Source organism: Psychrobacillus sp. L3 (genome assembly GCF_042945595.1).
Lineage (GTDB): Bacteria > Bacillota > Bacilli > Bacillales_A > Planococcaceae > Psychrobacillus.
Genome location: NZ_CP168493.1, coordinates 491,914 through 517,911 on the forward strand (window position 1 = coordinate 491,914; position 25,998 = coordinate 517,911).

Here is a 25,998-nt window from a genome sequence, read left to right on the forward strand (position 1 = left end):
GAAATAGTATAGACAAGATGCACTTAATGGAAGCTTGCGCTTTTCTTATCCAAAATGGTTTAGCGTGAAGAAAATAGGTTAAACAAAGGCTAAAGACATGAAAAGGAGCGATTAATAAGATGGATAAAATTTCTGAAGATCATGGTCACCAACATAAAAAGGGACATATACCAGATAATCCGGATGAGGTGAAAACGGATAAAAAAAGCATTTTTGATATGGACAAAGATATGCAAACTGTCGATCCAGTTCCTGTAGAAGAGTTAAATGAAAAAGTAAAAGACGAAAAAAACAAGCGGAAGACAAAATCTACTTCATCAAGTGAAGAACGCTTTCCAGATTAAATCGGCGTTCGTTTATGATTCCATTTTTATGGATATACCTTAGTTAGTCTTAAAATACAACACAACGAGGGGATATATCATGAAAATGCAAAAATACTCGATATATGGAAGTGCTTTACTGGTAATCGCATTATTACTAGGCGCTTGCGGAGATAAAGAAAAAGTGAAAAGTGCGTCAACAGTAGATGAAGAAAAGAGTGACTTTGGATTTCAATCTTTTGATTTAGAGGTAGATACAGCGGATCATAAAGAGGCAATTGAGGCATCAATTGAGATAAAGGGATCGACCATAGAAGCTGAATATGTGAATCGAATTGAGCCGAAGAAATTAAAGGGCGATAAAGCATATGATGAGATGCTACCCATGTTGAAGAAAATAGATCTATCAAAAGATATGACCAAGGACGATGTGATTAAAAAAGTATCCAAAGCATTCGATGTGGAGGATTACACGAAGTTCGATTTAGAAGTGGAATTTTCAGATGGAAAACAAAAAGTATACAAAGATAAAAAAAGTAAAAAAAGTAAATAAATTATTTGCCAAGTCATGATTTAGTTCATAACTTGGCTTTTTTGTTGTGAATTAAAATGATATAGGAACCATAATAGTGTATGATACATAGTATATAGAATAGTGTATGTCACATAGTATAAAAAGTGAGGTGGAATATGAGTAAGTTATTAAGTTCATTAATTACAGAATTAAGACGTGGGACGTTGACATTAGCTGTCTTGAGCCAGTTGCGTACCCCGCAATACGGATATTCGCTTGTCCAATTACTGGAGAAATCCAATGTCTTAATTGATCAAAGTACCTTATACCCTTTGCTTCGACGATTAGAAAAACAAGAGTTAGTAGTAAGTAGCTGGGACACTTCTGACAGTAGACCACGGAAGTATTATGTATTAAGCGAATATGGAATAGAAATTTTCGAACAGTTGAAAAAAGAGTGGGAAAAAACTTCAAGCGAGCTTTACACATTATTGAAAGGAGATGAAGGCGATGCACCTAATTGATATTTATATCCAGGAAGTAACTCGTAGACTTCCTGAGAAGAACCGCAACGATATTGCGCTTGAGCTACAGTCGACAATTGAGGATATGCTACCAGAAAATTTTACAGAGGAAGATGAAAAGGAAGCACTTGCTAAGCTTGGAAGTCCAGTAACACTAGCTAGCGGCTATTTAGATCGTCCAATGCATTTGATAGGACCATATTATTTCGGCATATATGTAACTTTACTGAAAATGATATTGCCAATTGCAGCAACTATTGCGCTCATAGTATCCATATCGGAGAGTATACTCTCTTATAATGCCAATGAAACAGTGATAAATATAGTTCTTACTATTATAGGTAAAGGTATAGTAGAAATTCTAAGTACATTAATGCAGTCATTTTTTTGGATAACGATTATTTTTGCAATCTTGGAACGTGCAAATATTTCAAATGAAAAACTGTCTATAAAAACTAGTTTGAAAGACTGGACTCCTGATGATTTAAAACGTATTCCATCTATTTTGAAAGAGAAAAAAATACCTAAATCTAAAATATTCGGAAGCTTATTGGAAATTGCAATCTTAACCGTTATCTATTTTAATGGAGTTAAGTTACTTGGTGTGTATGAGAACACACATGGTAAATTACAGATGACAATACCTTCCTTTAATGAAGAGGTTCTACAGTCTTATTGGTTAATTGTCGTTATTGGAATTGCTGTGGAAGTTGCTTTAGTATGCTATAAATTTGTTGTTAGTCAATGGACTATGAAAGTTGCAACTTTAAACATTGTACGACATGTCATATCTTCTATAGTTTTTATTGTTTTGTTCAGTAATTCTAGTTTGATAAATCCTGATTTTATTGAGTATTTAGAAGGGCTGCTGAATAGTCCATTTGAAATGAAAAGCTCTTTACATCTAGGACTTATCTTGTTATTTGTAGCCTTTGCAGTCATTGATGTAATTAAAGGGTTTAGAAAAGCTAATATTAGTAGCTAAGAGGAGACGCTGCGGCAACTCTTCTTTTTTTATCTATTATTACAAAAATATTAAAAAATGAAATAGAGGTTTTTTTGTGATCTTGCACGGGTAAATAGTAAATAAGACAAAACCAAGGAGGAATCACCATGAACATTGAATCAAATCGACGAATTGAAGTAGCTCGTTCAGAGGAAGAGATGTATGAAAAGTTGGAACTCCTGCAAGAACAAGGTTATGCTGAAAGTGATATCCATGTTATATCAAAAGAAAATTCACACTTGAATACACTTAATCGTCATTCAGAAGTGTCTACTCATGAAGCAGGTTCTTTTATGGACACATTTAAATCATGGTTTACTGGAGAAGATGCAGTAACAGAAGGATTACGGAAATTAGATTTAAATGAACATGAAACAGAACGCTATGCAAAAGAAGTAGCAAACGGATGCATTGTTCTATACACCGATGTTTTAACTCATGCAGATGATGCTATTTATGGAACGCATCAAAATGAACTTGAATACACGGACACAGAAGGAACAGATGTTGTCCAATCTCGATTTATGGAAACGGGAGTACCGTTGAGTGACTATGCAAAAGAACAAGGATTTACTCCATCAACAAACAAATTCGTCAATGAAACAGAGGGGAGATTTGACGAACCCCAAGATAGATTTGTTCGGGGAGAGACATTTGCCACTGATCCATATTTAGCAAAAGGGGAGAATCATATTGGTACTTCCATGCAAGAAGAAAAGATTGTACAAGAACATCGACCGACCATTAAAGATAGTGTTACTGAGGAAAGAAAAAACTATGGGACACAATCTCCAGGAGTAGATACAAATTTAGGCCCAGCAGCTTTTGGTAGGGAAGTTTTAGAGGATGAAGAAAGTCATTCTCAGGAACAATACGAAGAGAAACTAGAAAGAGAAAGACATTTGGATGATATTAATCCTTTGAATCGTCTTTATTAAGTACCGAAAACTTATAGATAAACCCCTTGTAGAGCTCAAAAACTACAAGGGGTTTTGCGTGTTTGATAGAATATGAGATAATCTAAGTCTAAGTAATTGAAGAGGAGGAGCATGAATGGACTTTATCGCAATCGATTTTGAAACCGCTAATAGTTTACGGACGAGCATATGCTCCATTGGTATTGTGCAAGTAAAAAACGGTAAGATTAGAGAAGAAGTACATACATTGATCAATCCATTAAGTGAATTTCATTACTACAATACAAAAATTCATGGAATTACTGAAGACATGGTCATGAGTGCACCAACTTTTGAAGAATTTTGGCCAAATTTCAAAGAGTTCGTCGAAAATCAAACGATCATTGCACATAATGCTAGTTTTGATATTAGTGTTCTGCTTGCATCCTTAAACAACTTTCATGAGTCAACCCCAGACTTCCAATATGGTTGCTCTTATCAGATTGCGAAGAAAGTTTGGCCGAATCTATATAATCACAAGCTGTCAACAGTGTCAAATTATTTAGGTATTAGCCTAAGGCATCACGATGCTCTAGAAGATGCTCGGGCGTCAGCATTAATAACATTACAGGCAATGGAGAAAACGAGAACAAATTCTGTTCAAGAACTATCACTCCTACACAAACTAAAAATAGGCACCCCAAATCCTACGAAAAAACAAGTGACTCGTTCGAAAAAAAATAAAACGGATTCATCCTTACAACTTCTTGAGACCGAAGTGAATTTGCCGAATACGAAGCATCCGTTTTACGGGGCTAATATTGTGTTCACAGGAAGAATGCTTTCTATGACTAGAATGCAAGCGGCGCAACTAGCAGTCAATTGTGGTGCCATGTGTAAAGGGAATGTTGATAGCAACACAAACGTTTTAGTCGTTGGAGATAATGATTTAGTAAAGTATGTACAAGGCATTAAAAGTACGAAAATGAAGAAAGTAGAAGAGATGATCAGTCATGGATTACCAATAGAGATCGTGGGGGAACAAGATTTTTTAAGAATAGTTCGATACAACGATTAAAATATTCGAATAGTGAATACAAGGTGCTTTTAAAAGTCGCTTGTTCTATTTCTATGAAAATGGAACAAGCGATGGCTAAGCAAGGAATAAATCTTTAGGTAGGAGTGAAAGTGTAAAATCATCTGTGTTTCTTAAAGGGTACTTATAGTGTTACATTTCACTAGGCGCTTTAATTCCTAAAAGTCGTAAAGCTTCTTCTATTACAATAACTACTGACTGAACAAGTGCAATGCGATATGCCAAATGACTTGGATCATTCAGGATGTGCACATTTCCGTAAAAAGAGTTGAATGATTGCGCCAAATCAATCGCGTATTTTGCAATTATCGAAGGATCAAATTCATCTATTGCACGTTTAATGATGCGAGGGAATTGTTGTAGTGATTTAACCACTTCCCATTCATAATCATTCACTCCAGAAACTTCTATGGTGTCGACATCTTGGACTTTTCTTAAAATAGAACATGCTCTTGCATAAGTATATTGAACATAAGGTCCTGTTTCTCCATCGGTTTGGAGCATTTTCTTCAAGTCAAAATCAATGTCATGCTTTCGATGTTGTTTTAAATCACTAAAAATAACAGCACCTACACCTACTTCTTTAGCCACTTCTTTTTTATTTACTAATGAAGGATTCTTCTCTTCTATCGTTGACTCCGCTAATTGAATTGCCTCATTCAACACGTCTTCTAATAAAATTATTTTACCTTTCCGAGTAGATAGTTTTTTGCCATCTTTCAAAATTAATCCAAAAGGAATATGCTGAAGAATTTCCGACCATTCATAACCCATTTTATTTAATACACACTTTAATTGCGCAAAGTGTAAGCTTTGTTCATTTCCAACAACATACAAAGACTTATCGAAATGATAATCATTTTTTCGGTGAATGGCTGCCGTGATATCTCTTGTTGCATATAAAGTTGCACCGTCGGATTTTTTTATTAAACATGGCGGTAAGTTCTCACCGACATCTACTACCAGAGCACCATTAGACTCAATTAACAAGTTCTTATTTAGTAAATCTTCGACAATAGGTTCCATTTTGTCATTGTAATATGCCTCACCATGAAACGAATCGAATGTTACACCAAGTAGGTCATAGATTTTTTGGAATTCATGTAATGATTCTGTTCGAAACCATTCCCAAAGTGCCAAAGCTTCTGGCTCACCGTCTTCTAACGATTTAAAAGCCGCTCTCCCTTTGTCATTTAAGGAACCATCCTTTTCCGCTTCCTCGTGAAAGCGAATATAAAGTGCTAATAACGTTTGAATGGGAGCTTCTTGGACTTTCTTTTTTTCCCCCCATAATCGATAAGCTACGAGTAATTTTCCAAACTGAGTACCCCAATCTCCTAGATGGTTTATTTTAATAGTTTGGTATCCACTTTTTTCTAGTAGCAATGCAATAGAATTTCCAATTACCGTGGATCTCAAATGTCCCATGGAAAAAGGTTTTGCAATGTTTGGAGAGGACATATCAATTGTTACAACACCGCCAGCTCCTAAATTTGTAGAACCATATTGTTTACCTGCTTTGCGAATGGTATTCAAAATGGTATGTGTACATGATATTCGTCTCATGAAAATGTTCACATATCCATTCACCGCTTCCGCTTTTTCGATGTCTTCGTCTTGAATACAGGAAGCTATTTCTTGTGCAATTAACAGAGGTGACTTTCTATGTTGTTTAGCAAACGAAAAGCATGGTAAGGAGTAGTCGCCTAAATGTGCATATACAGGCACTTCGATCATATGCTCCTCGATTAACTCAGTAGTGAAACCTTGAAGAATACTTAATACTTTCTGTTTCATCTAAACGCCTCCTAAAATAAAAAAGCCCTCGTCTCATTATCATAATGAGACGAAAGCTTACACTCCCGCGGTACCACTCAATTTGCCTATTTTAGGCCACTTTCTCCATAACGGTGAGTCTCCGGCTTCTAAGAAAATATTAAAAAAATAAATATTTTTCTTATAAAGCATCTCCAAAGTGCGGTTCACAACTCTTCCAACTAGGCTTTCACCATCCCTAGCTCGCTTGATGCTCCAATGTTGTTACTCTCTTTTTCTTTGATATTGTATTTGAATTTATCAAATAGTAAAGTAATTGTCAATAAATTTAGTTAGTTTCAGTACCAATAAAGAATGAAAGCGCAAATTTCATTTAAACCTTTTACTTTTTTGTTCTATTTTCAGTAATATTTCATTTTTGTCTTTTAAAATGAACATATATCTTTAAAAGGAGCTTGATACTTATGCCTTTACATCCGTTAATTGTTCATTTTCCAATTGCATTGCTCGTTTTAGGTGGCATTATTGAAATTGTTAATGTATTTCTAAAAAATGATTTTTGGAACAAAGTTGGTACAGTTTTAATTATATTAGGTGTGATTACCGGAGTTTTTAGCTTGCTAACAGGAGATGGAGCAGAAGGTTTTGCTTTTGAACATTGGGGAAGATCCATTCACGATACTGTTGAACTGCACTCATTACTTGCTAATATTTCCGTCATTATTTTTGGAGTGTTAGCAGTAATTAAGATATTATTTAAACACCCGAATACTAAATTTCAAATTCTTAAAAATATACCTGTGAGAAAAGGGGTTGTAACCACTCTAATTGTTGTATTAAGTATTGCTGGAATAACTACATTGGCTACAACAGGTCATTTAGGTGGAAAAATTGTTTATGAAAATCAAACGATAACAACTAATAATAAGTAGTAGAATCAATTTTATAATTCAAATTTAGAGCATAAAAAACGAACAATATTAAAGATAAATGTAAGAATATGTATAATATACACTTCATAAATCAGCATGATTTCCGCTATAGGCAGACGCTTTCCGCGGGGGCGCCGCATTCGCGTCGTTTGCGATGTCTCATTTGTCTCACTCATCCCGTTGGAGTCGCTGCCTGTCGCTCCAATCAACAAATTAAGTATTATTCGTGCTTTAATAATTAAATGCTATTTATGAAATTAACTCAGTAAACTATCCATTTTAGAAATCCAATTTTAGGGAAATGTGCAAACAAGAATAAATAACATAGCAAAGATTCCAATCACCTAAAAAAAGGGATGGAATCTTTCTTTTATTTTTCAGAATAGAAAGATACAATAGAGATTAGTAGATTTTGTAAATGAAAGGGGTATGGATATGACATTTTCTATTGTTGGATTTGATCCGCAAACAAAAGAATTAGGGGTAGCGGTAGCATCAAAATTTTTAAGTGTAGGGGCTGTTGTTCCGTTTGCAAAAGCAGGAGTAGGGGCAATTGCAACACAATCATGGGCAAATTTAGATTACGGGAAATACGGGCTGGAGATGCTGGAAAAAGGCATGACTCCTGAAGAAGCTCTTGAAGAACTTGTTCAAAATGATGGGAAATCCGGTTCAAGGCAAGTAGGAATTGTAGATGCAAGTGGGCAAAGTGTATCGTTCACTGGCGAGGATTGTTTTGACTGGGCTGGTGGTTTTGCAGGAGAAAACTTTGCTGCTCAAGGTAATATCTTAGTGGATAAAGATACGGTAGAAGCAATGAAATCGATATTTATACAAACAGAGGGCTCTTTAGCAGAACGTTTACTTGCTGCTCTATATGCGGGAGAAATTGCAGGTGGAGATAGTAGAGGAAAACAGTCTGCTGCTCTGTTGATTGTAAAAGAGAACGGAAGTTATGGTGGATACAATGATCGCTATATCGACCTTCGAGTGGATGACCATGAAGAACCAGTACAAGAATTAGCAAGATTATTAAAATTGCACCGACTTTATTTTGAGTCGACATTATCGTCAGATATCGTTGAGATAGAAGGAGAGCTGGCAAAAGAACTTCAAAGTCTATTAAACGAAAACGGTCATTTGAATCGTGATTTGACAGAACATGACGATTTGTTAGATGCAGTGCAGTCTTATCATCTTATTGAAAACTTTGATGAGCGAGTGCAAGAAAGAGGCTTTATTGATACAAAAGTAGTGGAGTATATGCGAATTAAATAAAAGTATTAAAAACAAGATCTGACCAACTAAAAACGGTCAGATCTTACTTTCGTGTAGGAATTGAATAAACTAGAAGATTTCTAATATCACCAGTTTTCTTTTGGTCATATCTTTATTCTTTCAACTTCTTAAACTTCCATTTCTTTGATTTTGAATCATAATATGCACCTTCAACCGACTGTTTTTTGCCTTCTGTAACGATAACAAAATAATCTTTAAATGTTGATGTTATCTGTTTATTGTTTCTATCAAGAAAAGCAATATCCTCTAGTTTTAGGTCGTCTTTTATTTTGTCTTTATTTTTTTCTTTTAATAATCCAGGTGGAACATGATAGTTTAGGTGGAGTTTAAATTCACCATGTGTAGCAAGGATATCAAAGTTTTCAGCGGTAATCGTGAATGAGCCATTCATTAGTTTAATTACTACATCTTTATTTACCTTATCAATTTTACTTACAGCATCTTCTCTGAAACGAATATAAACGTTTCCAGCATCATGTAGTACAGCTCCATCTACCGTAATTACAGCTTTAGAGGTATCCACTTCATCAGAAGTTATGATTACTTCGCCAGCTTTTGCTGATTGCACAGAAACTTCGATAGAAACTTTACTATCTCCATAAGTTGCAGTTATTACGGTTTTTCCATCTGCTTTAGCGGTAATAATGCCTTTTTCTACTGAAAGTATTTTTGTATCAAATCCACTATAAGTTGCTTCGGATGTCACGTCTTTAATGGAAATAGAGCCATCGTGTTTTGTTGTTGTTTCAGTTAACTTAATAGTTTCAGATTGACCTGATTCTAATACCAATGATGTTTTATTAGCAGAAAGTGTATACGTATTAGGTTTGTTGAATTCCACTTGGATCAGCACTGGATCATGGTCAGATGCACGACCGTGAATGTCCATATAGTTTGCGTTAATATGAATCAAGTCTACTTTCGTATGATCTGCTAAGTTATTTGTTACTAAAATATGATCTAACACTTGGTTGTTTCCTTGATAGTAATAAGAGAAGCGTTCTCCTGCAGGTACTTTTTCTACCATATTAGTTAAAATTCCACCTTTTAAAGCGGCAAGTGTTGGGGTGAATTCATAATCATTCATATCTCCAGCAACAATTATTTTAAGATTAGGATCTTTTGCTTGTCCTTTTTTAATAAAGTTGTTGATCATAGTTGCTAGTTCAATACGCTTTGCTTCCGAACCCAAAAACGGAGGTTGGTGTTTGCCGAATAAAGGCTGGTCTCCACCTTTAGAATTTAGATGTGCTCCGATTACAACTACTTTTTCCCCTTGGAAATCAAATTGGGCTGCAAGCGGTTTACGTGTGTTTTCTTGTGGCAAATCAAGAATTCGTCCAGGATTTAAAGTTAAATTACCTTCTTCGTCCCAAGCCACTTTATCTGTGGAACTTCCTTTTGTACCTTCTACTAATGTAACGCGTTGTGGATTATATAAGTATCCCACTCGGATATTCCCACCTGGTTGTCCACCATCTTGGTTATACTCAGGAGCGATATCTGTCCATTTGTAGACTGGTCCACCAGCTGCAGTAATTGCCGCAATTAAGCGCTCATAACTAGCGGATGCATCTGTTTTTCCAGACTCTATAGGTCCGTCATTATCTTGAACTTCTACTAATGTGATAATGTCCGGAGATTTCATGTTCTCCACAAAAGATTTCGCGATTTTCGCTACTTTTTCATCAGGTGTATTATCTATGTTTGTAGAGAAATTTTCAATATTGTATGAAGCTACTGTTAGTTTATCTTCGGTAGGTTTAATATTAGTTACAACTACTGGTTTTTCTATACGAGTGATTGGTGGAAGAGTCTCTTCATTCGTCCATAATTTGAAGTTACCAAAGCTAAAGCCCACTACTCCTACAATATTTCCAGTAAAATAATCGCCAGATTTTGCATCGTATTTGTCATTGCCAATATCTATCGTAACTCTTTCTGGATTGTAATCATTTGAAGAAATATTAATTCCTCCAAGAACATTAAATGTTGTTTTTGGAGAGTTTTCCGCTACTACAACAATCTCGCCATGCCCCTGTGGTCCAACAACCTTAGCATTTGGTACGGCAATTCTCATTAATTCAACGGACTCCCAGAAATCAATACCATCCTCTTCTGGATCAAATGATGTTAAACCGTCATTGTCAATAATTTCAGTTGGTGGGAAAATATCTTGTCCAATTACTAATGGAGCAGGTAATTCTGCGATTCCAGTCTTTACAGCAGCGGTTGCATGGATTCGTGTGATTGGAAGGTCATTTGCTTTCATATCTGAATACCCTGCGTAATACCATTCTTCCACTGTACCTGCTACAGTAACTAAGTCACCAACCTTGAATCCGTTAGCAGCTTTATTGACAATTATCGCTTCAGAAGTTGTATTGTCATTATCCGGATGGATATCTTGGATGACAAAGTTTGCCGAATTGTAAAGGTGAGTTACAACTCCCGTTATATTCTGAACAGTTGCTCCTTCGTATTCTGAGAAGTGTCCTCGTCCTTGAATGTCTCGTATTACCATGTCATGTGATTTAAGTACGTTATAAGTGAATGAGAAAACTTCTGAAGTGGTACCACTTACTGCAATTGCTTTAATCGTTGTATCTTTTATTAAGTTTATTGGTGCTGTGTATTTAGTACTTGTAGATGTCGGAGTTGAACCATCCAGTGTGTAAAAGATTGTAGCATTTTCAATTGGTGTAATTAATTTGATTTGTGTTCCTTCAGATACTGTTCCAGGTAAGATATCAGTATAAACAGCAGGTTTGTTTACTAGGTCAAAGCTTTCGAGTCCAAGAGTTTTTACTTGGTATGTTGTGTTGAACTTAGAAGCGATACCAGATACATTAACTGAATCTTCTTCTTTAAAAAGTTTTGCAAAGGTAATGAAATCTAGCCCATTTCGGTTGTCGTTACGAATAATAACTGATTCACCGTTTTCATGAGTTGCAGTGAATTCAAATGTTCCGAAGTCATTTGTTTTGATTAGGTTTGTAATTTTTACATTGTTTAATTGAATTCGTTCACCTTGAGTCTCTTCATTCACTCCAGCAGGCGTAATTACTTGTATTTTAGGGAGTTCATTTCCTGAAGAAATTTTAGTGATTTTAACGGGTTGAATTTGAAGCTCCCCGCCATAAGGACTTACTTTTCCTTCAAGCTCCACTATATCTCCAGGAGTCACATCTGCGTTAGATGTAAATGCATAAATCCCAGCTGTATTGTCTTGGAGGTAAAATGCTTTCCCACCCCAAAATCCAGTGCCAGTTGTTACAGTGCCTTTAATTTTTATTAATTTATTTGGATCTGATACTTCACGGGCAGCAACGATAGTGTCCATTACTTCTGCTTCAGAAGCAGGAGGGGGTGTTTCACCTTCAGAAATGATTGTAAATGCACTAGCATTTCTTAATCCAGGCACCGTGAAATAAGCAGAAAGAGTACCAGTGATTGCCACTTTACTTTTAAATAAATTAGGATTATCCACCAAATTTAAACCAGTTCGAACAGAACCAGTTGGCAATTGTACAGGTAAAATTTTTGTTGGATCGGTTTCATTAGGAGAATCAGCAAGACCGATATTTGTATTTACTGTAAAAGGTGCTTCCTGATCGTAAGAAGTTCCAGAGCTTGCTGTACCAACAATGAACCCTTTAACCGTTGAGGTACCCGAATTATTTGCAATAGCTTCGGCAACCGTAATAGGTTCAGCTGCTTGTACATTTGATACAGTAACAAATGGTAAAAATACTGACATTACTAATAATAATGATAGAGCTATCTTACAGAAAGCATTTTTCCAATTATTGGTCATTTAATTCACTCCTCGAGTTTTGTTTTATCTTGCCAGTCGATTATAGCAAAAGAAAATTACCGTTTTAATAAGAAATTGTAAAATTTTTAAAATTTAAATAAAAACAGGTAAGAAGTAATTGGTATTAACTTTTCTGCTATGAAAAAATAATTACCTTGGAATGAATACAAAGAATGCACATGAAATTATTAATCTATAAAAAAACAAAAAAAGACAAGGTAATTGGTCATGTAATAGTTCTTTAGACTTGTATGCCATAAACGTCAACTATCAACTTAAAGTATTACAACCATATTACTGGTGCCTGGCACCAGTAATATGGTTGTAATATTTGTGTTATAATATGGAAAAATGTATGTTTGGAGGATTATGATGAAACTAAAAATTTTACATACGAACGATGTACATAGTAATTTTGATAACTTTGCTAGAGTTGCAACACTCATTAAGCAATATAAAGACGAACACACACTAATATTAGATGGTGGAGATTTTGCGGATTTTAAAAGCATCGAGTTGCAAGGAACGAGAGGACTAGCTGCCATTGAATTATTAGAAGCTGTTGGCTATGATGCTCTTACTATTGGAAATAACGAAATGTTTAATGGGGTAGATACACTTGAACGTATGGCTAGTAAGAGTCCTTTTCCTTTCATCAGCAACAATCTATTTAAAAAAGATAAAACACAGATTAATGGTGTCTTCAAAAGCGTTATTTTGAATAAAAATGGTCTCCGAATTCTAATCACTGGATCTTCTCCTAATATGGTGGAGTTTAATGATGGTATTGGGATTCACATGACGGATTATAAAGAAGCTATTGTCGAAGAAATAAACAGAAATGCAGGAGATTATGATATTTGTATTCTCTTAAGTCACGTTGGAACATTTGCAGATGAACCACTGGCCATGGAAATACCAGAAATTGATATTATTATTTCAGCGCATGATCATAAACTTTTTAGCGAAGCGAAAGTAATTAATAATATAATCATGAACAGTGCTGGAAACTATGGGGAGCATTTAGGAATTCTTGAACTCGAAATAAAAGATGGTGAAGTAAAACTGCTCCATTCAACAACCATTTCTTCAAAGGATGCGGAAAAAGACGACCACATATTAGCTTTATTAAAATCAAATAAAGAAAAAGCAATTGAAGTGCTTAGCCAACCGCTTTATCCAATCACACAACCTTTATGGCATGATGTTATCGAAGAAAATCCATTAACTAATCTAATTGCTGATGGATTAAAGGACATGCTCAACTGCGATATAGGACTTATCAATAGTGGAATATGTAATGCAGGAATATTTCAGGAAATGACAAAGAAAAAACTAATCGAAGTATGTCCATCACCATTAAATCCTACCTCTTTTGAAATACAAGGGAAGTATATAAAAGAAGCACTGGAACAATCACTTGATGTACAAGTTTGCTTAGCTGATGGAAGAGGACCTGGCTTTAGAGGTAGATATGTAGGACGATTACATATAGCAGGAGCAGAAATTGTTCATGCTGGAAATTTTGTACGAGCAATTTATGTAAATGAAAAATTGCTGGAAGATGAAACTTGGTATACAGTGGCTAGCTCGGACTATTTACAAAGAGGTTCAGGATATGAAAGTCTTGCAAACAATCGAAATGAAAAATATCTAGCAGAAGAAATAAAAGATGTTATTCGTCTATATGCCAATAAAACAGATTTTATCGAGAAAGCCTCTATAAATAGATGGAAAGAAACATCTAAAGTGGGGATAGCTCAATGATTGAACGTGAACCGAAAAAGATTAGACAAAGAGGTATAATAATTGGCAGTCTAACTGTTGGAAAAAAGAATTGTATTACTGATGTGGATGGAGTCAAGGTGGGACATGTCACGATAGATCATTCTTTAGAAGAGGGAGAATATGCTTGTACTGGTGTTACGGCAATTTTACCTCACGGAGATAATTTGTTTCAGCAAAAAGTAGTCGGGGCAAGTTATGTATTAAATGGATTTGGTAAAACAACAGGGCTTGTACAAGTGGATGAATTAGGTTTGATTGAGTCGCCGATAATGCTAACAAATACGTTTGCAGTTCCAGCAGTCACGCAAGGCACATTGGAATATATGTTAGAACAAAACGCTGATATTGGAGAAACTACAGGCACGATTAATCTTGTCGTAGGGGAGTGTAATGATAGTAGATTAAACTCGATTCGTAAACTGCCGATTCAGCCAAAACATGCAATAGAGTGTATTCAAAAAGCTTCCACAGACCCCACGTCAGAAGGTGCGGTAGGAGCAGGAAAAGGGATGATCTGTTTTGGCTATAAAGGTGGAATTGGATCTTCTTCACGCATAGTTCAAGACGGAGATGCAGTTTATATAATAGGTTGCTTAGTTTTAAGTAATTTTGGAAGAAAAGAAGACTTTCAAAGTGAACATTATAAGGTGGAAGGAATGTCAGAAGTCCCAACCTTTCCAAAGCCGGCAGATGGTTCTATTATGATTGTACTCGCGACGGATGCTCCTCTTAGCAGTAGACAGTTAAAGCGGTTAGCAAAGAGATGTGGTATAGGGCTTGGAAGAACAGGTAGCCATTTTAGTAATGGCAGCGGAGATATTGTCATCGCTTTTTCTACGGCACATAGAATTCCTCATTACTTAGAGGAAAGCCTTGAAACTAGGCAACAATTAAGAGATGACCATTCTGTTATGAATGATATTTTCCTAGGAGCAGTGGAGGCTACAGAGGAAGCGATTTTAAATTCTTTGTCACAATCAGTAACAACCATAGGTCGCATGGGCAATACCGCATATGCTTATCCGTTTGAATGAAAGAAAGAAGCTGTCCTTTTAGCCAAAGAACAGCCTCTTTTTGAAGAGATTACATAGAAACGCAAATTAGGCTTGCTAAATCGAAAGATAGCAACTTCGAATCGCAACATCAAAGCTGCAAATCGCAAGTAATAGACTAGAAAGGGCTTTTATTGTAATACGATTCACGCCTTGAACTCTAACTTTAATTTACCTTCTACAAATGAAAGACTGGCATTAAACGTTTGCCCATTTTCTGCAACAAATCCTTTTATTTCATTTGTTTTTCCTTTTGTACATAGTAGTTTAATCTGACTTGGTGTAATCTTCTTCTTTAAAAAGAAGCCATTAAATGTTTGTGTGCATCCATTTTTGTAGTTAGTGCATCCATAAAAGCTTTTTCTAGCAACGATAAAACCTTCCTTACATTTCGGGCATGGAGCAATTGGTTCTTGTTTATATGATGAATACTTGGAGCCTGACGCTTTAGGTGTAAGTTTTATATCAATATTTTTAGACTTTAATTGAATAGGAACTTCTTGTAACAAGCTATGAATAAATTTCGCAATGCTTCCCAAAAAACGCTCCTGTGAGCCTTCACCATTGCCTATTTTCCGTAAATACGTTTCCCATTTTGCTGTCATGGATGGGCTTGCAAGAAGATTTCCTTCAATTGCTTGGCAAAGAACACGTCCTTTATCCGAAATAGACACAATATTTTTTATTACGTCAATATATCCATGTCGCTTAATCGTTTCGATAATTCCACTGCGCGTTGCTTCTGTTCCAAGACCTTCGACTTCTTTTAGAATGTCCGTTTCATTTTTATCCTCCATAAGTTTTCCACAAGTTTTCATCATGGCAATTAGTTGACCTTCTGTATAAGGTTTTGGAGGTAACGTTTTTCCTTCTTTTATAGCAATATCGCTTTTTACAGTTTCCTGCTCATATAGAAGAGGCAATGGGGGGGCCTCTTTCTCGTTTTCATTAGAAGAACGAACAAACAATGCTTTCCAGCCTTTGTCACGCTCGGTTTTGCCAGTGGTGAAGAAAGGCAATCCATTTACATCCGTTATCACTTTCGTTTCTGTATATAAATAATCGGTATGAAACATCGCTAGTGTTGTGCGGACAATTTCTTCATATAAATTCTTTTCAATAGGAGACAATCTAGCGAGTACTGCTTGTGATGGAATTTTTTTCGTCGGAATTATGGCATAATGCTCTTGCACTTTTGTACTGTCAACATAACGCTTTTTTGGAGAGAGCGAACTAATAGGAAACGACTGTCCAATAAGCTGCTGATAATCCGTCACTTGTGCAGCAAGATAGCTAAACTCGCTTGGTGTAATATATCGCGAATCCGTACGAGGGTACGTAACAAGCTTTTTTTCATAAAGAACTTGCATTGTCTTCAATACATTCGCTGGACTCGTTTTCCATAATCGATTGGCTGTTGCTTGCAGAGTAGATAAGGAATGGAGCTGCGGTGGAGGCATCCGTTTATCTAGCTTCTCAATAGAAGTAATAAAGCCTGGTGCATTTGGTTGAATGCCATGTTTTGCAAGAAGCGCTTGAATGATTTCTCTTTTCGGTTCTTTCGCTTTTGCTTTTCCTTTATAAGTTCCTTGTCCTGCTGTAAATGTTGCTTCAATCTCAAAGAACGGCTCCGATACAAAGTTTTCTATCTCCAATTGTCGTTGATAAATCAAGTAAATAGTTGGAGACTGTACACGCCCAATTGGAAAGACTTCTTTAATACCCTGTGATTGCAATAAAAGAGAATATAGTCGAGAACCATTCATTCCAACTAGCCAATCACTAATTTGACGAGCTTTTGCTTCCTCATATAAAAGTAAGTCTTTACCATTATCTTGTAAATTAGCGAATCCTTTTCGAACTTCTTCTACTTCTAGAGAATTAATCCATAACCGTTTAATCGCTTGTCCTCTTGCTCCTGTTTGATTGTATATACTATAGAAAATATTTGACCCTTCACGGTCAACATCACATGCATTAATGACAGTATCGGTCGATTTCATAAGTTTTTTTACGATAGTGAACTGCTTAAACTTTCCTTTGGCGACTTGGAATTCATATCGATCAGGCAAAATTGGCAAACTGTTCAGCGACCATTTGTCCCATTTTGGATCATATGCTTTCGGTTCCTTCAATTCAACTAAGTGACCAATACCCCAAGTTATATAGGCACCTTCTGGGAAAGTGGTACACGAATTGATCTCCAAATAACCTTCATGTCTTTTTACAGAAAATGCATCTGCATACGCCTTTGCTTGGCTAGGTTTTTCAGCTAGGATAACTGGTTTCATAACAAACACCTCTTTCGTACGTTCAAAAACATTTGTTCTTATTATCATGCAACAAATTTTGTGAGATTTCAAATGAAAGACAAATGTTTTCTAGAAGCCCTTCAATTTTAGGCTAGAAATCCTTTACAAAAAAATTCATAAAAGTACTAACTCGCACTATTTCTTTGAATTTAAAAAGTTTATAAATTGTTTATAAATGCTTCAGATGAAGTTTATATCCCTTTGTTATATTTATAAAGAATGAGGGGGTGAGGTGATGAAGTTATCGATGACAATGAGAAAGGTTTTATTAACCATTCATATTTTATTTTCTGCCATAATGTTTGGTAACATGGTAACTTTTCTCATTTTAAGTATTACCGCAACTACTACAGAAAACATGGTGCTCGTAGAAAGTTGTTATCAAATCATGCATGTATTGTCTCAGACATCTGTAAAAGCTTCTACTATTGGTGCAACTTTGACTGGGATTCTACTTTCTGTTCTCACGAAATGGGGATTGTTTACCTATTACTGGATTATCGTAAAACAAGGTATCACCTTACTGCTAATCGGTTTAAATTTCTGGGGGATGTATGCTTGGGTATTAAAAGCTTTGAATCAATTTGATCAAACATCAATGTCGATGGCTCAGGCGGATTTATGGATTGGTATTATCATTCAAATTATTTCACTTATTATTCTATTTGCTATTTCTGTATTTAAGCCATGGGGAAAACGAAAGACAAAAAAAATTAGGAGCTGATGAAAATGATGCATTATGGACATTTTCCGCCGTTTGGATTCTTTTTCTTTATATTAATTATCGGATTGATAATAACAAACTTCATTATGTGGAGACGAGGCAGAGGGATGTGTTATCACAACCGATTTGACGCGATAAACGTCTTGGAAAATCGCCTTGCAAAAGGTGAAATTAGTATCGATGAGTACAATAATGTAAAAGAAATATTGAAAAAATGATTATTCATACTAGCCATCCAAAGTCAGTGTTTTTGCTTGAGTTTGGGTGGCTAGTTTCAAATTGGCTGTATAGTTCAGTTAAAGTATGATTTAGTAAAGATAAGATTCCTTTTAGGAAAGGAGAATTATATGTCCATTCGCAAGCGTCTGTTTTTATCAAATGCTGCTATGATTGTAACGCCAATTATTATTATCCTGTTGATTCTCTTTTTGATAAATATAGTGTTCAATGAAGGTGCCGGATTTGGGCCAAATAATTTTAAACAACGTTGGCAAAATCCTGAGGACTCCAATACCGAATTATTTAATAATTTGAAAAAAGTAGCCTCGCTTGATCAAGAAAAGCTATTTGATAAAGCGTATTTGGATTCACTTTCGATTCAAGTAGAAAGTAAAAATACGAAAATCTTTATTCGAAAAGGAGAGAACCTGTTATATGTCTCACATCAATTAGAAGACATTTTAAACGAAGATCTTCCACCTTTCGGTAACGAAGGATATGATTCGATAGGGAAAGAATATTGGCACAATGATTATTCCATTAGACAGTATGATTTTTACTTTCAAGATGGTTCGGAAGGTTCCATTTTCCTGCTAAATAATTCGGAGACATTTGTGAAATTTGCTAGAACCTTTTTTCCAATCATCTTTATTTCCTTAATTCTTACACTGGTGCTTACGAATGTACTTTTGTCCTATTTCATGTCCCGGAGTATTTTAGGCCCTGTTAAACAGTTATCGGAGGCATCCCAAAAAATTAGTAAAGGTGATTTTGATTTTACCTTAACTACTAAGAATAAGGATGAATTGAGCAAACTTGTTCGATCTTTTGACGCAATGAGAGCAGAGTTAAAGGAATCGCTGTTATTAAGGAATAAATATGAGAATAACCGAAAAGAACTAATTGCTAATATTTCACACGATTTAAAAACACCAGTCACTTCAATACTCGGATACGTAGAAGGGATTCAAGATGGTGTTGCCAATACTATCGAAAAGCAGGAACGATATCTTGAAACAATCCACACAAAAGCGTCGTATATGAATCGATTAGTTGAAGAGCTCTCTTTATTTTCCGAATTAGATGTAAAGCAGCTCACATTTAACTTTGAAGTGGTCGATATAAAGGCATTCATAAATGATTACTTAGATGAAGTTAAAGACAGTCTAAGTGAAAAAGATATACATATATCGTTTGAGGCAGAAGATATACAAGCATACGTTCGATTAGATAGAGACAAAATCATCCGAGTGATGGAGAATATTATATATAATGGAGTAAAATTCGTGGACAAAAATACAGTTCATATCGCCGTCTCCCTTACTGATGAGGGAGAAATGATCAAAATTAGTATTCACGACAATGGTCCAGGTGTTTCTGATGAAGAGCTATCAACTATTTTTAATCGATTTTACCAAACAGATTTATCAAGAAGTTCTGGCGGAAGCGGCCTAGGACTAGCCATCGCATCACAAATTATCGAGTCGCATGATGGTGAAATCTGGGCTGAAAATTTACGGAACGAAGGTCTTGGAGTCTACTTTACACTAAAAAAATCAGGGGATAAAAAGTATGAATAAGAATATATTAATCATTGAGGATGATCAAAGTATCGCTGAGTTAGAAAGAGATTACTTAGAAATTGAAGGTTTTCAGGTAGAAATTGCTTCTGAAGGGAAAAGCGGTTTAAAGGCTGCTCTAAGTCATCGTTTTAATTTAATTTTGCTCGATTTAATGCTACCAAATATGAATGGTTTTGATCTTTGTAAGCAAATCCGCCAAGAATTAAATATCCCTATTCTTATGGTTTCTGCCAAATATGAAGATATTGATAAAGTTCGTGGTTTTGGATTAGGTGCAGATGATTATATTGTTAAACCATTTAGCCCAAGCGAATTGGTGGCGCGAGTAAAAGCTCATTTAGCTAGGTATGAGAGGTTAATTCAGACGGATATACCGAAAGAGGGAATTTTTATACGGGGACTTCATATTAATACAGCATCTAGACAAATCTTTGTTGACGGCAAGGAAGTTATACTTACGACTAAAGAATTTGATTTGCTGAAATTTCTTGCCACTCATTCGAATCAAGCTTTTTCAAAAGAACACTTATATGAAAGGATTTGGGGTTTCGATTCAATGGGAGATACGGCAACTGTAACAGTTCATGTAAAAAGAATTCGTACAAAAATTGAAAAAGACACCAATAACCCTCAATACATTCAAACAATCTGGGGTTCCGGTTATCGGTTTAATGAGTAAAAAGAAATCAATCTAATTCATCTTAATAATTGTGCATCACATTCTCGCAAAACAGAAATAAAAACCCCATTCGCCCAAAAGAGGGGAATGGGTTCTACATATTAATGAATTAATGATGAGCGACAATAATCAATCTGCCCTTATCTAGTTCTTTCTCAGCTTCTTCTGCTTCTGATTTGGATAAACCAGTTGCCTCCATTTTGCTTCGTAGTTCATCACCACGAGAAGTAAACAAATTTTTCATGGATTCAAGGAAGCCTTGTTCTTTCATGCCGACATCTTTTGTATCTAAAGCGTCATTAATATCGTCGGATCTTTCTTTGAAATGGGCGAAAATATGAATGTTATCTCGTGAATATCCCTGTGTCTCAAGTTTTTCGATTTCTTGTTTTGCTTGTACGGCATTTTCTACAGTTAATTTGAGTGTCATTAAAATTCCTCCATTTTTTTGTTTTTGTGTTCTAACTATCTTTACCCTGCCTGAAGAAGATTTAAACAAAATAATGATAGGTGAAACCAAATGTGTGAAAGAATAGAATGATTTTGATATGCTTAAAAGAAAAAGAGAATGGAAGTTGCGTATATGGAAAATAAATTAGGGCAAATAGAGATGTTTAAAGCAGCGATGGGGAATTATCCCACAGGTGTTACAGTTGTAACAGCTTTCAATCAAGAAGGGAAACCAATGGGAATGACGGTTAATTCCTTTGCATCGGTTTCACTAGAACCGTTGCTCATCTTATGGTCTATTGATAAAAGAGTATATTCCTATGATGACTTTTTAAAAGTGGATAAATTTACAGTAAACATTTTGGCAGCTGATCAAGGTGATTTATGTACGTTATTTTCGAGTAAAGTAGAGGATCGCTTCAACCAATGTGATTGGGAAAAGTCAGAGCTGAACTTGCCAGTGCTCTCTGATTCGCTTGCAGTTTTACAATGTAAAGTATTCAAACAAATTGAAGCTGGGGATCATACCGTCCTAATTGGGGAAGTTTTAGATATTCAAAATGATAGTAAAGAGCCTCTGTTATACCATAGAAGAACTATTGGTCCAATCCCAGAAACATTTTATAACTAATTCCATATATCAAAAAAGGATATCCACATGATATCCTTTTTTGCATTTAGATAGAAGGAATTTCACAGAATGCACTATGTTCTCAAAATACGTATAACAAGTAGTATAACTTATGCCAGATTTAGCGTGGCATTGGGTATCCAGGGTATCCAGGGTATCCATGATGTCCTGGATATCCTTGATGCCAGTGATGACCATGGTGCCAAGGATATCCATAGTGTCCATAAGTCATATTTTGAACTGGGTAGCCGTGATAGCCTTGTTGATGGTATGGTTGTTGATACATCGGATATCCTTGTTGTCCGTAAGGCATAGGATAACCATGTTGCATTTGTCCTCCTTGAAATGGTTGAACCATTCTTCTTCACTCCTTTTTTATCGCTCCAAGTAGCATATGTAAAATAGGGCAAGTGGACTGGGATATGGCAATTTATTAATTATGCTTTATTCGCCACATAAAAAAGCTTAAAAAGAATTTCTTTTTGTGGCACTTTTAAAGTGTCAAACTTTTGAAGGAAAGTCTTCTTGTCATAATGGGCATGAAGTATGGAGACAATAGGTTTTCGTTCGTCAAAATCAATAATTGCGTAAGGAGCAGTGTTTCCTTTAGAAACTCCAAGAGCACCAGGGTTTAAATAAACCTGGTGTGAATTCTGAAATAAATGCTCTGGATGATGGTGCCCAAAACAAATAATTTCAGCAGGATAGTTTTCGAACATGTTCTCCATATTTTCTAAGGTTGGTTCTAATATGCTGTGAAAAGGGTCATTTTTAATATGAGTATTGCGCTTATCTAATGCAATATGATAATGAATACCAATAATGCGAGTACGATTTATTTCTTCTTCAATCATTCTTGGTAGTTGCTTTAGCTTCATGAAGTTATCTGTGGATAGTCTTTTTGCAATCCATTCATGATGTTCTCGCGTATGTTTATAACTTTCGGGATGTCCCTCTCCTGCAATAAGTGACAAAATGGCTTCGTCGTGATTTCCTGTAATCATACGAATATCTGGACGTGCAAACAGTAAATCGAGCACTTCGTTTGTGTCTGGACCCATCGCGATCATGTCCCCAAGACACCAAATTTCTTCTGTATCACCACGATTATCTATTTCTTGAAGAACTGATTTTAGTGCTAGTTCGTTGCCGTGAATGTCTGTAATGATAGCAAGTTTCATATTTTTTCACTCCAAAACTTTAGATTAATCTACGGTATCCATGTCTTTAGTAGATTTCCTTTTCTTTTTAATGAAATAATAAAGAAGGATTGCGATCACTATAATAATCCAAATAACGTATTCATTCCAGTCGGCGGACAAAATCCCTGCTGGTATAAGTGCCAAAACAAAGAAATATAAAAAATTTCCGATTGTAGTTGCAAGTAAATAGGGTAGAACACGGATAGTACTTAATCCAGCTAAAATGTTAACTAAACTTGTTGGGACGAAGGGGAAAATTCGGGCTTGGAATACATAAGTAAAGCCATTAGTGTCTAATTCTTCAATTACCTTAGGGTGAAATTTTTCCATAATGGTTTCTTGGAAGATGTAACGAACGCTATAATAGACAACAAGTGAAGCAAGAATGCTTGTTAGCCAGCTCCATAAAAAACCATTAACAAATCCAAATAACGTAATATTAATAGTGATAACAAGAATTAGCGGAAATATGGTGAAAGAATTTTGAATTAGCATGACTAAAAATAGAAAGAATAATGCATACCCTATGTTTTTCTTTAAAAAACTTTGAACTGCTTCTGTATTTCCATCAAAGAGCAGCGTGATTAGCTCTCTATTCATCACAAAAAACAGTGCAAAAAGTAGTAAAATACCCCATATTATCCATTGTTTCTTTGCGAGATTATTTGTAATTTTTCTCATGCGTCACCTATGCTTTCAATTTAACCTATTATTTCACAAGGATATTTATTCAATAAATATGATCTTGTATTTATATTTGCATTTAATCTAGAGGATTATGCTAATTCATAAAATAATGTGCTTAAAAAGCAATTAATTAAGAAGATTAGTTCTAGTTTTTTCGTATTATGACCCCAATATTAGATAAACAAATTGTAGATATTTATATGCATAATGTTTAGAATATTATAACGTATTCAGAGCGGAATGAGAAATTACTTAATCTGTATAAACAATTATCGCGAGGCTATCAAAAGGATTAGTTGGATTCAAAAGAGGGGGAAAAATAGTGGAATATAAAGGATCGAGTGTTTACGATCAAACGGATTTTTACGCAAGTTATATGAAAAGAAGAAGTAGAGAAGATAGCCCGAACAATGCTATTGAAGGACCAATCATGTATGAACTTATTGGAGAATTTCAAGATCAGAACTTTCTAGATTTAGGGTGTGGAGATGCCTCTTTTGGGAAGGAATTACTGGAAAAAGGCGCAAAGCATTACTGCGGAGTTGAGGGTTCGAAACAAATGGTGGAAGCCGCAAATAAGCATATTTCCGGCATGAACGGAGTAATTCAATTAGACACCATGGAGACTTTTCATTTTCCAAAAAATAAAATTGATATCGTAACATCCCGATTTGCCATTCATTACGTTGAAGATGTCCCCAAGTTATTCACTAACGTATATAATGTATTAAAAGAAAATGGAAGGTTCGTATTTAGTATTCAACATCCACTTACCACTTCTTCTTTTGTTAGTAAGCAGTCAGGGGACCGGCGTGAGAACTGGATAGTGGACGATTATTTTATCGAAGGAGAACGAAAGGAACCATGGATAGATGAAGTGGTTGTCAAGTACCACCGGACAATAGAATACTATTTTAGTGCTCTAAAAATGGCAGGATTCCAAATAGTGGACTTACGGGAAGGTACACCACAACGTAAACATTTTAGGAGTGAAGAGGAATTCAAAAGAAGACAAAGAATTCCTATTGTATTGGCTTTTTCTTGTGTGAAATAGAGGAAAGGGGATTGATTTCTAACAATCATTCCCCTATTTTTTGTTTCTATATATTATTCATATGCAATGTGGTTTGAATGTGCGATTTTTTGAATGAAAGAGGATAATTTGACTCAAACTTTAATGAAAAGGAGTGTTTTCATTGGTTTCTCTTGAAGAATCTATCAAGAAATATTCACTATCTTACAAAGCAAAAGAAGATTTAACCCCTTTAGTAGAAGCTATTGGGGATGCAAAGATTGTCCTTTTGGGTGAAGCAAGTCATGGTACTTCTGAGTTTTACTCGGTTCGAGCGGAAATATCCAAAAGGTTGATTGAAGAGAAAGGCTTCACGCTTATTGGGGTGGAAGGAGATTGGCCATCTACACAACATATCAATAGGTTTATTAAAGGTTACACAGATGAACAATCCGACGTTCGAGAGGTGCTAAAAGCTTTTAAACGATGGCCAACTTGGATGTGGGCAAATGAAGAAATAGTTGAATTTGTTACATGGTTAAAGATGCACAACGAACAAAAAGAAACGAAAAAGAAAGTCGGATTCTATGGAATCGATGTATACAGTTTGTGGGAATCTTTAGACGAAGTAATCACCTATTTAAGTAAAACAAATCCAAATGGAACAGAGTTAGAGTTTGCCAAAAAAGCCTTAACTTGTTTTGAACCATTTAATCGACATCCTGAAACTTATGCCATTTCTTCTATCAATATTTCGGAAGCATGTGTAGACGAAGTTTCAAAGTTAGTGGCCACCATTCGTACGCATGAGGAAAACTATAATGATACAAAAGAAGCAGATTTAAATTTAAAAATAAATGTACTGGTTGCACGAAATGCGGAAGAATATTATCGAGCAATGGTCCGTAGTGACGAGATGTCCTGGAATATTCGAGATGAGCATATGGTGGAGGCAATCAATGAAATAATGGATTACCATGGAGACGAAGCGAAAATAATCATTTGGGAACATAACACGCATATAGGAGATGCTTCTGCTACAAATATGGAGGAATCGGGAATGGTGAACGTAGGGCAGATTCTTCGTTTGCAAAATAGAAAAGAAAATGTATTTGCTGTTGGATTTGGAACGTATACAGGCACTGTTATTGCAGCAAATGAATGGGGCTTGCCCTATAAACAGATAAATGTACCGCCCGCGCAAAAAGGCTCTTGGGAGGATGCATTGCATAATGCCGGAGCAATTGATAAATTGTTGATATTTAATGAAGAAAATCGATCATTATTTAATAAACAAATTGGTCACAGAGCTATAGGTGTAGTGTACAATCCTGATTTTGAATCATATGGCAATTATGTGCCTTCTAAAATGAGTGATCGTTATGATGCTTTTATATATATCGATCAAACAAAAGCTCTAACTCCTTTAGAAACAGATGCATAAAAAATGCTAAGGCTGCTCTATTAATGGTGGAG

The 25,998-nt window shown here is 35.5% G+C and carries 24 protein-coding genes and 1 other annotated feature; of the genes, 17 read left to right on the forward strand and 7 right to left on the reverse strand.

Translation table 11 applies throughout. From position 1 onward, the window contains the following. Positions 1–119: 119 nt before the first annotated feature. The 6 genes from ACEPXD_RS02425 to ACEPXD_RS02450 all read left to right on the forward strand — a co-directional run bounded on the left by ACEPXD_RS02425 (position 120) and on the right by ACEPXD_RS02450 (position 4,341). On the forward strand, positions 120–344 hold the full coding sequence (locus tag ACEPXD_RS02425) for a hypothetical protein (RefSeq protein WP_391119609.1): 225 nt from the start codon (positions 120–122) through the stop codon (positions 342–344). 79 nt (positions 345–423) lie between these two features. Next, positions 424–876: a YusW family protein gene (locus ACEPXD_RS02430; RefSeq protein WP_391119610.1), complete on the forward strand. Its 453-nt coding sequence runs from the start codon at positions 424–426 to the stop codon at positions 874–876. A gap of 137 nt (positions 877–1,013) precedes the next feature. After that, positions 1,014–1,361 (forward strand): PadR family transcriptional regulator, encoded by a 348-nt coding sequence (locus ACEPXD_RS02435; protein ID WP_391119612.1) that lies wholly within the window; start codon positions 1,014–1,016, stop codon positions 1,359–1,361. Next, positions 1,348–2,346, forward strand: coding sequence for an HAAS signaling domain-containing protein (locus ACEPXD_RS02440; protein ID WP_391119614.1), 999 nt, complete (start codon positions 1,348–1,350; stop codon positions 2,344–2,346). The genes ACEPXD_RS02435 and ACEPXD_RS02440 overlap by 14 nt, the downstream gene beginning before the upstream one ends. Before the next feature lie 128 nt (positions 2,347–2,474). Next, positions 2,475–3,305 carry a general stress protein gene (locus tag ACEPXD_RS02445; protein WP_391119616.1) on the forward strand — a complete coding sequence of 277 codons (831 nt, stop codon included), beginning with the start codon at positions 2,475–2,477 and terminating at the stop codon, positions 3,303–3,305. 115 nt (positions 3,306–3,420) lie between these two features. Beyond that, positions 3,421–4,341: an exonuclease domain-containing protein gene (locus tag ACEPXD_RS02450; protein WP_391119618.1), complete on the forward strand. Its 921-nt coding sequence runs from the start codon at positions 3,421–3,423 to the stop codon at positions 4,339–4,341. Between the two features lie 150 nt (positions 4,342–4,491). On the opposite strand, the gene argS is transcribed toward ACEPXD_RS02450, so the two are convergent. After that, the gene (gene argS, locus ACEPXD_RS02455) at positions 4,492–6,156 is read right to left on the reverse strand and encodes an arginine--tRNA ligase (protein WP_391119620.1); all 1,665 of its coding nucleotides are present in this window, start codon (positions 6,154–6,156) and stop codon (positions 4,492–4,494) included. A gap of 42 nt (positions 6,157–6,198) precedes the next feature. Further along, positions 6,199–6,424 (reverse strand) — a binding site (T-box leader). Between the two features lie 175 nt (positions 6,425–6,599). Between argS and ACEPXD_RS02460 the strand changes: the two genes are divergently transcribed. Together ACEPXD_RS02460 and ACEPXD_RS02465 are read left to right on the forward strand one after the other, a co-directional pair. Next, positions 6,600–7,067, forward strand: coding sequence for a DUF2231 domain-containing protein (locus tag ACEPXD_RS02460; RefSeq protein ID WP_391119622.1), 468 nt, complete (start codon positions 6,600–6,602; stop codon positions 7,065–7,067). 435 nt (positions 7,068–7,502) lie between these two features. Beyond that, positions 7,503–8,345: a DUF1028 domain-containing protein gene (locus ACEPXD_RS02465; protein WP_391119624.1), complete on the forward strand. Its 843-nt coding sequence runs from the start codon at positions 7,503–7,505 to the stop codon at positions 8,343–8,345. A gap of 112 nt (positions 8,346–8,457) precedes the next feature. Here ACEPXD_RS02465 and ACEPXD_RS02470 read toward each other — a convergent pair whose 3' ends face one another. Then, a complete protein-coding gene (locus ACEPXD_RS02470; RefSeq protein ID WP_391119626.1) occupies positions 8,458–12,183 on the reverse strand; it encodes a DUF6359 domain-containing protein in 3,726 nt (1,241 codons plus the stop codon). A 369-nt stretch (positions 12,184–12,552) separates the two neighbouring features. On the opposite strand from ACEPXD_RS02470, the gene ACEPXD_RS02475 reads away from it, so the two are divergent. Then, positions 12,553–13,950, forward strand: coding sequence for a bifunctional metallophosphatase/5'-nucleotidase (locus tag ACEPXD_RS02475; RefSeq protein ID WP_391119628.1), 1,398 nt, complete (start codon positions 12,553–12,555; stop codon positions 13,948–13,950). Next, entirely contained in the window at positions 13,947–15,005 is a 1,059-nt protein-coding gene (locus ACEPXD_RS02480; protein ID WP_391119630.1) for a P1 family peptidase, read from the forward strand. The genes ACEPXD_RS02475 and ACEPXD_RS02480 overlap by 4 nt, the downstream gene beginning before the upstream one ends. A gap of 164 nt (positions 15,006–15,169) precedes the next feature. On the opposite strand, the gene topB is transcribed toward ACEPXD_RS02480, so the two are convergent. After that, positions 15,170–17,314 (reverse strand): type IA DNA topoisomerase, encoded by a 2,145-nt coding sequence (gene topB, locus ACEPXD_RS02485; RefSeq protein ID WP_391119632.1) that lies wholly within the window; start codon positions 17,312–17,314, stop codon positions 15,170–15,172. Between the two features lie 256 nt (positions 17,315–17,570). Between topB and ACEPXD_RS02490 the strand changes: the two genes are divergently transcribed. The 4 genes from ACEPXD_RS02490 (at position 17,571) to ACEPXD_RS02505 (ending at position 20,540) form a co-directional block, all read left to right on the forward strand. Continuing rightward, on the forward strand, positions 17,571–18,059 hold the full coding sequence (locus ACEPXD_RS02490) for a hypothetical protein (protein ID WP_391119634.1): 489 nt from the start codon (positions 17,571–17,573) through the stop codon (positions 18,057–18,059). A gap of 5 nt (positions 18,060–18,064) precedes the next feature. Continuing rightward, complete coding sequence (locus ACEPXD_RS02495; RefSeq protein WP_391119636.1) at positions 18,065–18,277, forward strand: hypothetical protein; 213 nt, start codon at positions 18,065–18,067, stop codon at positions 18,275–18,277. A gap of 129 nt (positions 18,278–18,406) precedes the next feature. Further along, on the forward strand, positions 18,407–19,858 hold the full coding sequence (locus ACEPXD_RS02500) for an ATP-binding protein (protein WP_391119638.1): 1,452 nt from the start codon (positions 18,407–18,409) through the stop codon (positions 19,856–19,858). Continuing rightward, a complete protein-coding gene (locus ACEPXD_RS02505) occupies positions 19,851–20,540 on the forward strand; it encodes a response regulator transcription factor (protein WP_391119640.1) in 690 nt (229 codons plus the stop codon). Before ACEPXD_RS02500 ends, ACEPXD_RS02505 begins: the two co-directional genes overlap by 8 nt. Before the next feature lie 109 nt (positions 20,541–20,649). On the opposite strand, the gene ACEPXD_RS02510 is transcribed toward ACEPXD_RS02505, so the two are convergent. Further along, positions 20,650–20,970, reverse strand: a complete 321-nt coding sequence (locus ACEPXD_RS02510) for a general stress protein (protein ID WP_391119642.1) — start codon at positions 20,968–20,970, stop codon at positions 20,650–20,652. Positions 20,971–21,123: 153 nt separating this feature from the next. On the opposite strand from ACEPXD_RS02510, the gene ACEPXD_RS02515 reads away from it, so the two are divergent. Continuing rightward, positions 21,124–21,621 carry a flavin reductase family protein gene (locus ACEPXD_RS02515; RefSeq protein ID WP_391119644.1) on the forward strand — a complete coding sequence of 166 codons (498 nt, stop codon included), beginning with the start codon at positions 21,124–21,126 and terminating at the stop codon, positions 21,619–21,621. 121 nt (positions 21,622–21,742) lie between these two features. On the opposite strand, the gene ACEPXD_RS02520 is transcribed toward ACEPXD_RS02515, so the two are convergent. The 3 genes from ACEPXD_RS02520 to ACEPXD_RS02530 form a co-directional block, all read right to left on the reverse strand. Next, entirely contained in the window at positions 21,743–21,979 is a 237-nt protein-coding gene (locus ACEPXD_RS02520; RefSeq protein WP_391119646.1) for a hypothetical protein, read from the reverse strand. A 79-nt stretch (positions 21,980–22,058) separates the two neighbouring features. Next, positions 22,059–22,802: a metallophosphoesterase family protein gene (locus ACEPXD_RS02525; RefSeq protein WP_391119648.1), complete on the reverse strand. Its 744-nt coding sequence runs from the start codon at positions 22,800–22,802 to the stop codon at positions 22,059–22,061. Positions 22,803–22,826: 24 nt separating this feature from the next. Further along, complete coding sequence (locus ACEPXD_RS02530) at positions 22,827–23,504, reverse strand: TVP38/TMEM64 family protein (protein WP_391119650.1); 678 nt, start codon at positions 23,502–23,504, stop codon at positions 22,827–22,829. A 328-nt stretch (positions 23,505–23,832) separates the two neighbouring features. Between ACEPXD_RS02530 and ACEPXD_RS02535 the strand changes: the two genes are divergently transcribed. Both ACEPXD_RS02535 and ACEPXD_RS02540 read left to right on the forward strand, forming a co-directional pair. Further along, positions 23,833–24,564, forward strand: coding sequence for a class I SAM-dependent methyltransferase (locus ACEPXD_RS02535; RefSeq protein WP_391119652.1), 732 nt, complete (start codon positions 23,833–23,835; stop codon positions 24,562–24,564). Between the two features lie 142 nt (positions 24,565–24,706). Then, complete coding sequence (locus ACEPXD_RS02540; protein WP_391119654.1) at positions 24,707–25,966, forward strand: erythromycin esterase family protein; 1,260 nt, start codon at positions 24,707–24,709, stop codon at positions 25,964–25,966. Positions 25,967–25,998: the final 32 nt, after the last annotated feature.

What these genes read in the sequence shown, in the direction of transcription:
- argS (WP_391119620.1), bottom strand. Translation starts at nt 6,156, where the DNA reads ATGAAACAGAAAGTATTAAGTATTCTTCAAGGTTTCACTACTGAGTTA.
- ACEPXD_RS02505 (WP_391119640.1), top strand. Translation starts at nt 19,851, where the DNA reads ATGAATAAGAATATATTAATCATTGAGGATGATCAAAGTATCGCTGAG.
- ACEPXD_RS02495 (WP_391119636.1), top strand. Translation starts at nt 18,065, where the DNA reads ATGATGCATTATGGACATTTTCCGCCGTTTGGATTCTTTTTCTTTATA.
- ACEPXD_RS02480 (WP_391119630.1), top strand. Translation starts at nt 13,947, where the DNA reads ATGATTGAACGTGAACCGAAAAAGATTAGACAAAGAGGTATAATAATT.
- ACEPXD_RS02510 (WP_391119642.1), bottom strand. Translation starts at nt 20,970, where the DNA reads ATGACACTCAAATTAACTGTAGAAAATGCCGTACAAGCAAAACAAGAA.
- ACEPXD_RS02450 (WP_391119618.1), top strand. Translation starts at nt 3,421, where the DNA reads ATGGACTTTATCGCAATCGATTTTGAAACCGCTAATAGTTTACGGACG.
- ACEPXD_RS02440 (WP_391119614.1), top strand. Translation starts at nt 1,348, where the DNA reads ATGCACCTAATTGATATTTATATCCAGGAAGTAACTCGTAGACTTCCT.
- ACEPXD_RS02465 (WP_391119624.1), top strand. Translation starts at nt 7,503, where the DNA reads ATGACATTTTCTATTGTTGGATTTGATCCGCAAACAAAAGAATTAGGG.
- topB (WP_391119632.1), bottom strand. Translation starts at nt 17,314, where the DNA reads ATGAAACCAGTTATCCTAGCTGAAAAACCTAGCCAAGCAAAGGCGTAT.
- ACEPXD_RS02475 (WP_391119628.1), top strand. Translation starts at nt 12,553, where the DNA reads ATGATGAAACTAAAAATTTTACATACGAACGATGTACATAGTAATTTT.
- ACEPXD_RS02525 (WP_391119648.1), bottom strand. Translation starts at nt 22,802, where the DNA reads ATGAAACTTGCTATCATTACAGACATTCACGGCAACGAACTAGCACTA.
- ACEPXD_RS02430 (WP_391119610.1), top strand. Translation starts at nt 424, where the DNA reads ATGAAAATGCAAAAATACTCGATATATGGAAGTGCTTTACTGGTAATC.
- ACEPXD_RS02470 (WP_391119626.1), bottom strand. Translation starts at nt 12,183, where the DNA reads ATGACCAATAATTGGAAAAATGCTTTCTGTAAGATAGCTCTATCATTA.
- ACEPXD_RS02460 (WP_391119622.1), top strand. Translation starts at nt 6,600, where the DNA reads ATGCCTTTACATCCGTTAATTGTTCATTTTCCAATTGCATTGCTCGTT.
- ACEPXD_RS02500 (WP_391119638.1), top strand. Translation starts at nt 18,407, where the DNA reads ATGTCCATTCGCAAGCGTCTGTTTTTATCAAATGCTGCTATGATTGTA.
- ACEPXD_RS02425 (WP_391119609.1), top strand. Translation starts at nt 120, where the DNA reads ATGGATAAAATTTCTGAAGATCATGGTCACCAACATAAAAAGGGACAT.
- ACEPXD_RS02490 (WP_391119634.1), top strand. Translation starts at nt 17,571, where the DNA reads ATGAAGTTATCGATGACAATGAGAAAGGTTTTATTAACCATTCATATT.
- ACEPXD_RS02520 (WP_391119646.1), bottom strand. Translation starts at nt 21,979, where the DNA reads ATGGTTCAACCATTTCAAGGAGGACAAATGCAACATGGTTATCCTATG.
- ACEPXD_RS02435 (WP_391119612.1), top strand. Translation starts at nt 1,014, where the DNA reads ATGAGTAAGTTATTAAGTTCATTAATTACAGAATTAAGACGTGGGACG.
- ACEPXD_RS02515 (WP_391119644.1), top strand. Translation starts at nt 21,124, where the DNA reads ATGGAAAATAAATTAGGGCAAATAGAGATGTTTAAAGCAGCGATGGGG.
- ACEPXD_RS02445 (WP_391119616.1), top strand. Translation starts at nt 2,475, where the DNA reads ATGAACATTGAATCAAATCGACGAATTGAAGTAGCTCGTTCAGAGGAA.
- ACEPXD_RS02530 (WP_391119650.1), bottom strand. Translation starts at nt 23,504, where the DNA reads ATGAGAAAAATTACAAATAATCTCGCAAAGAAACAATGGATAATATGG.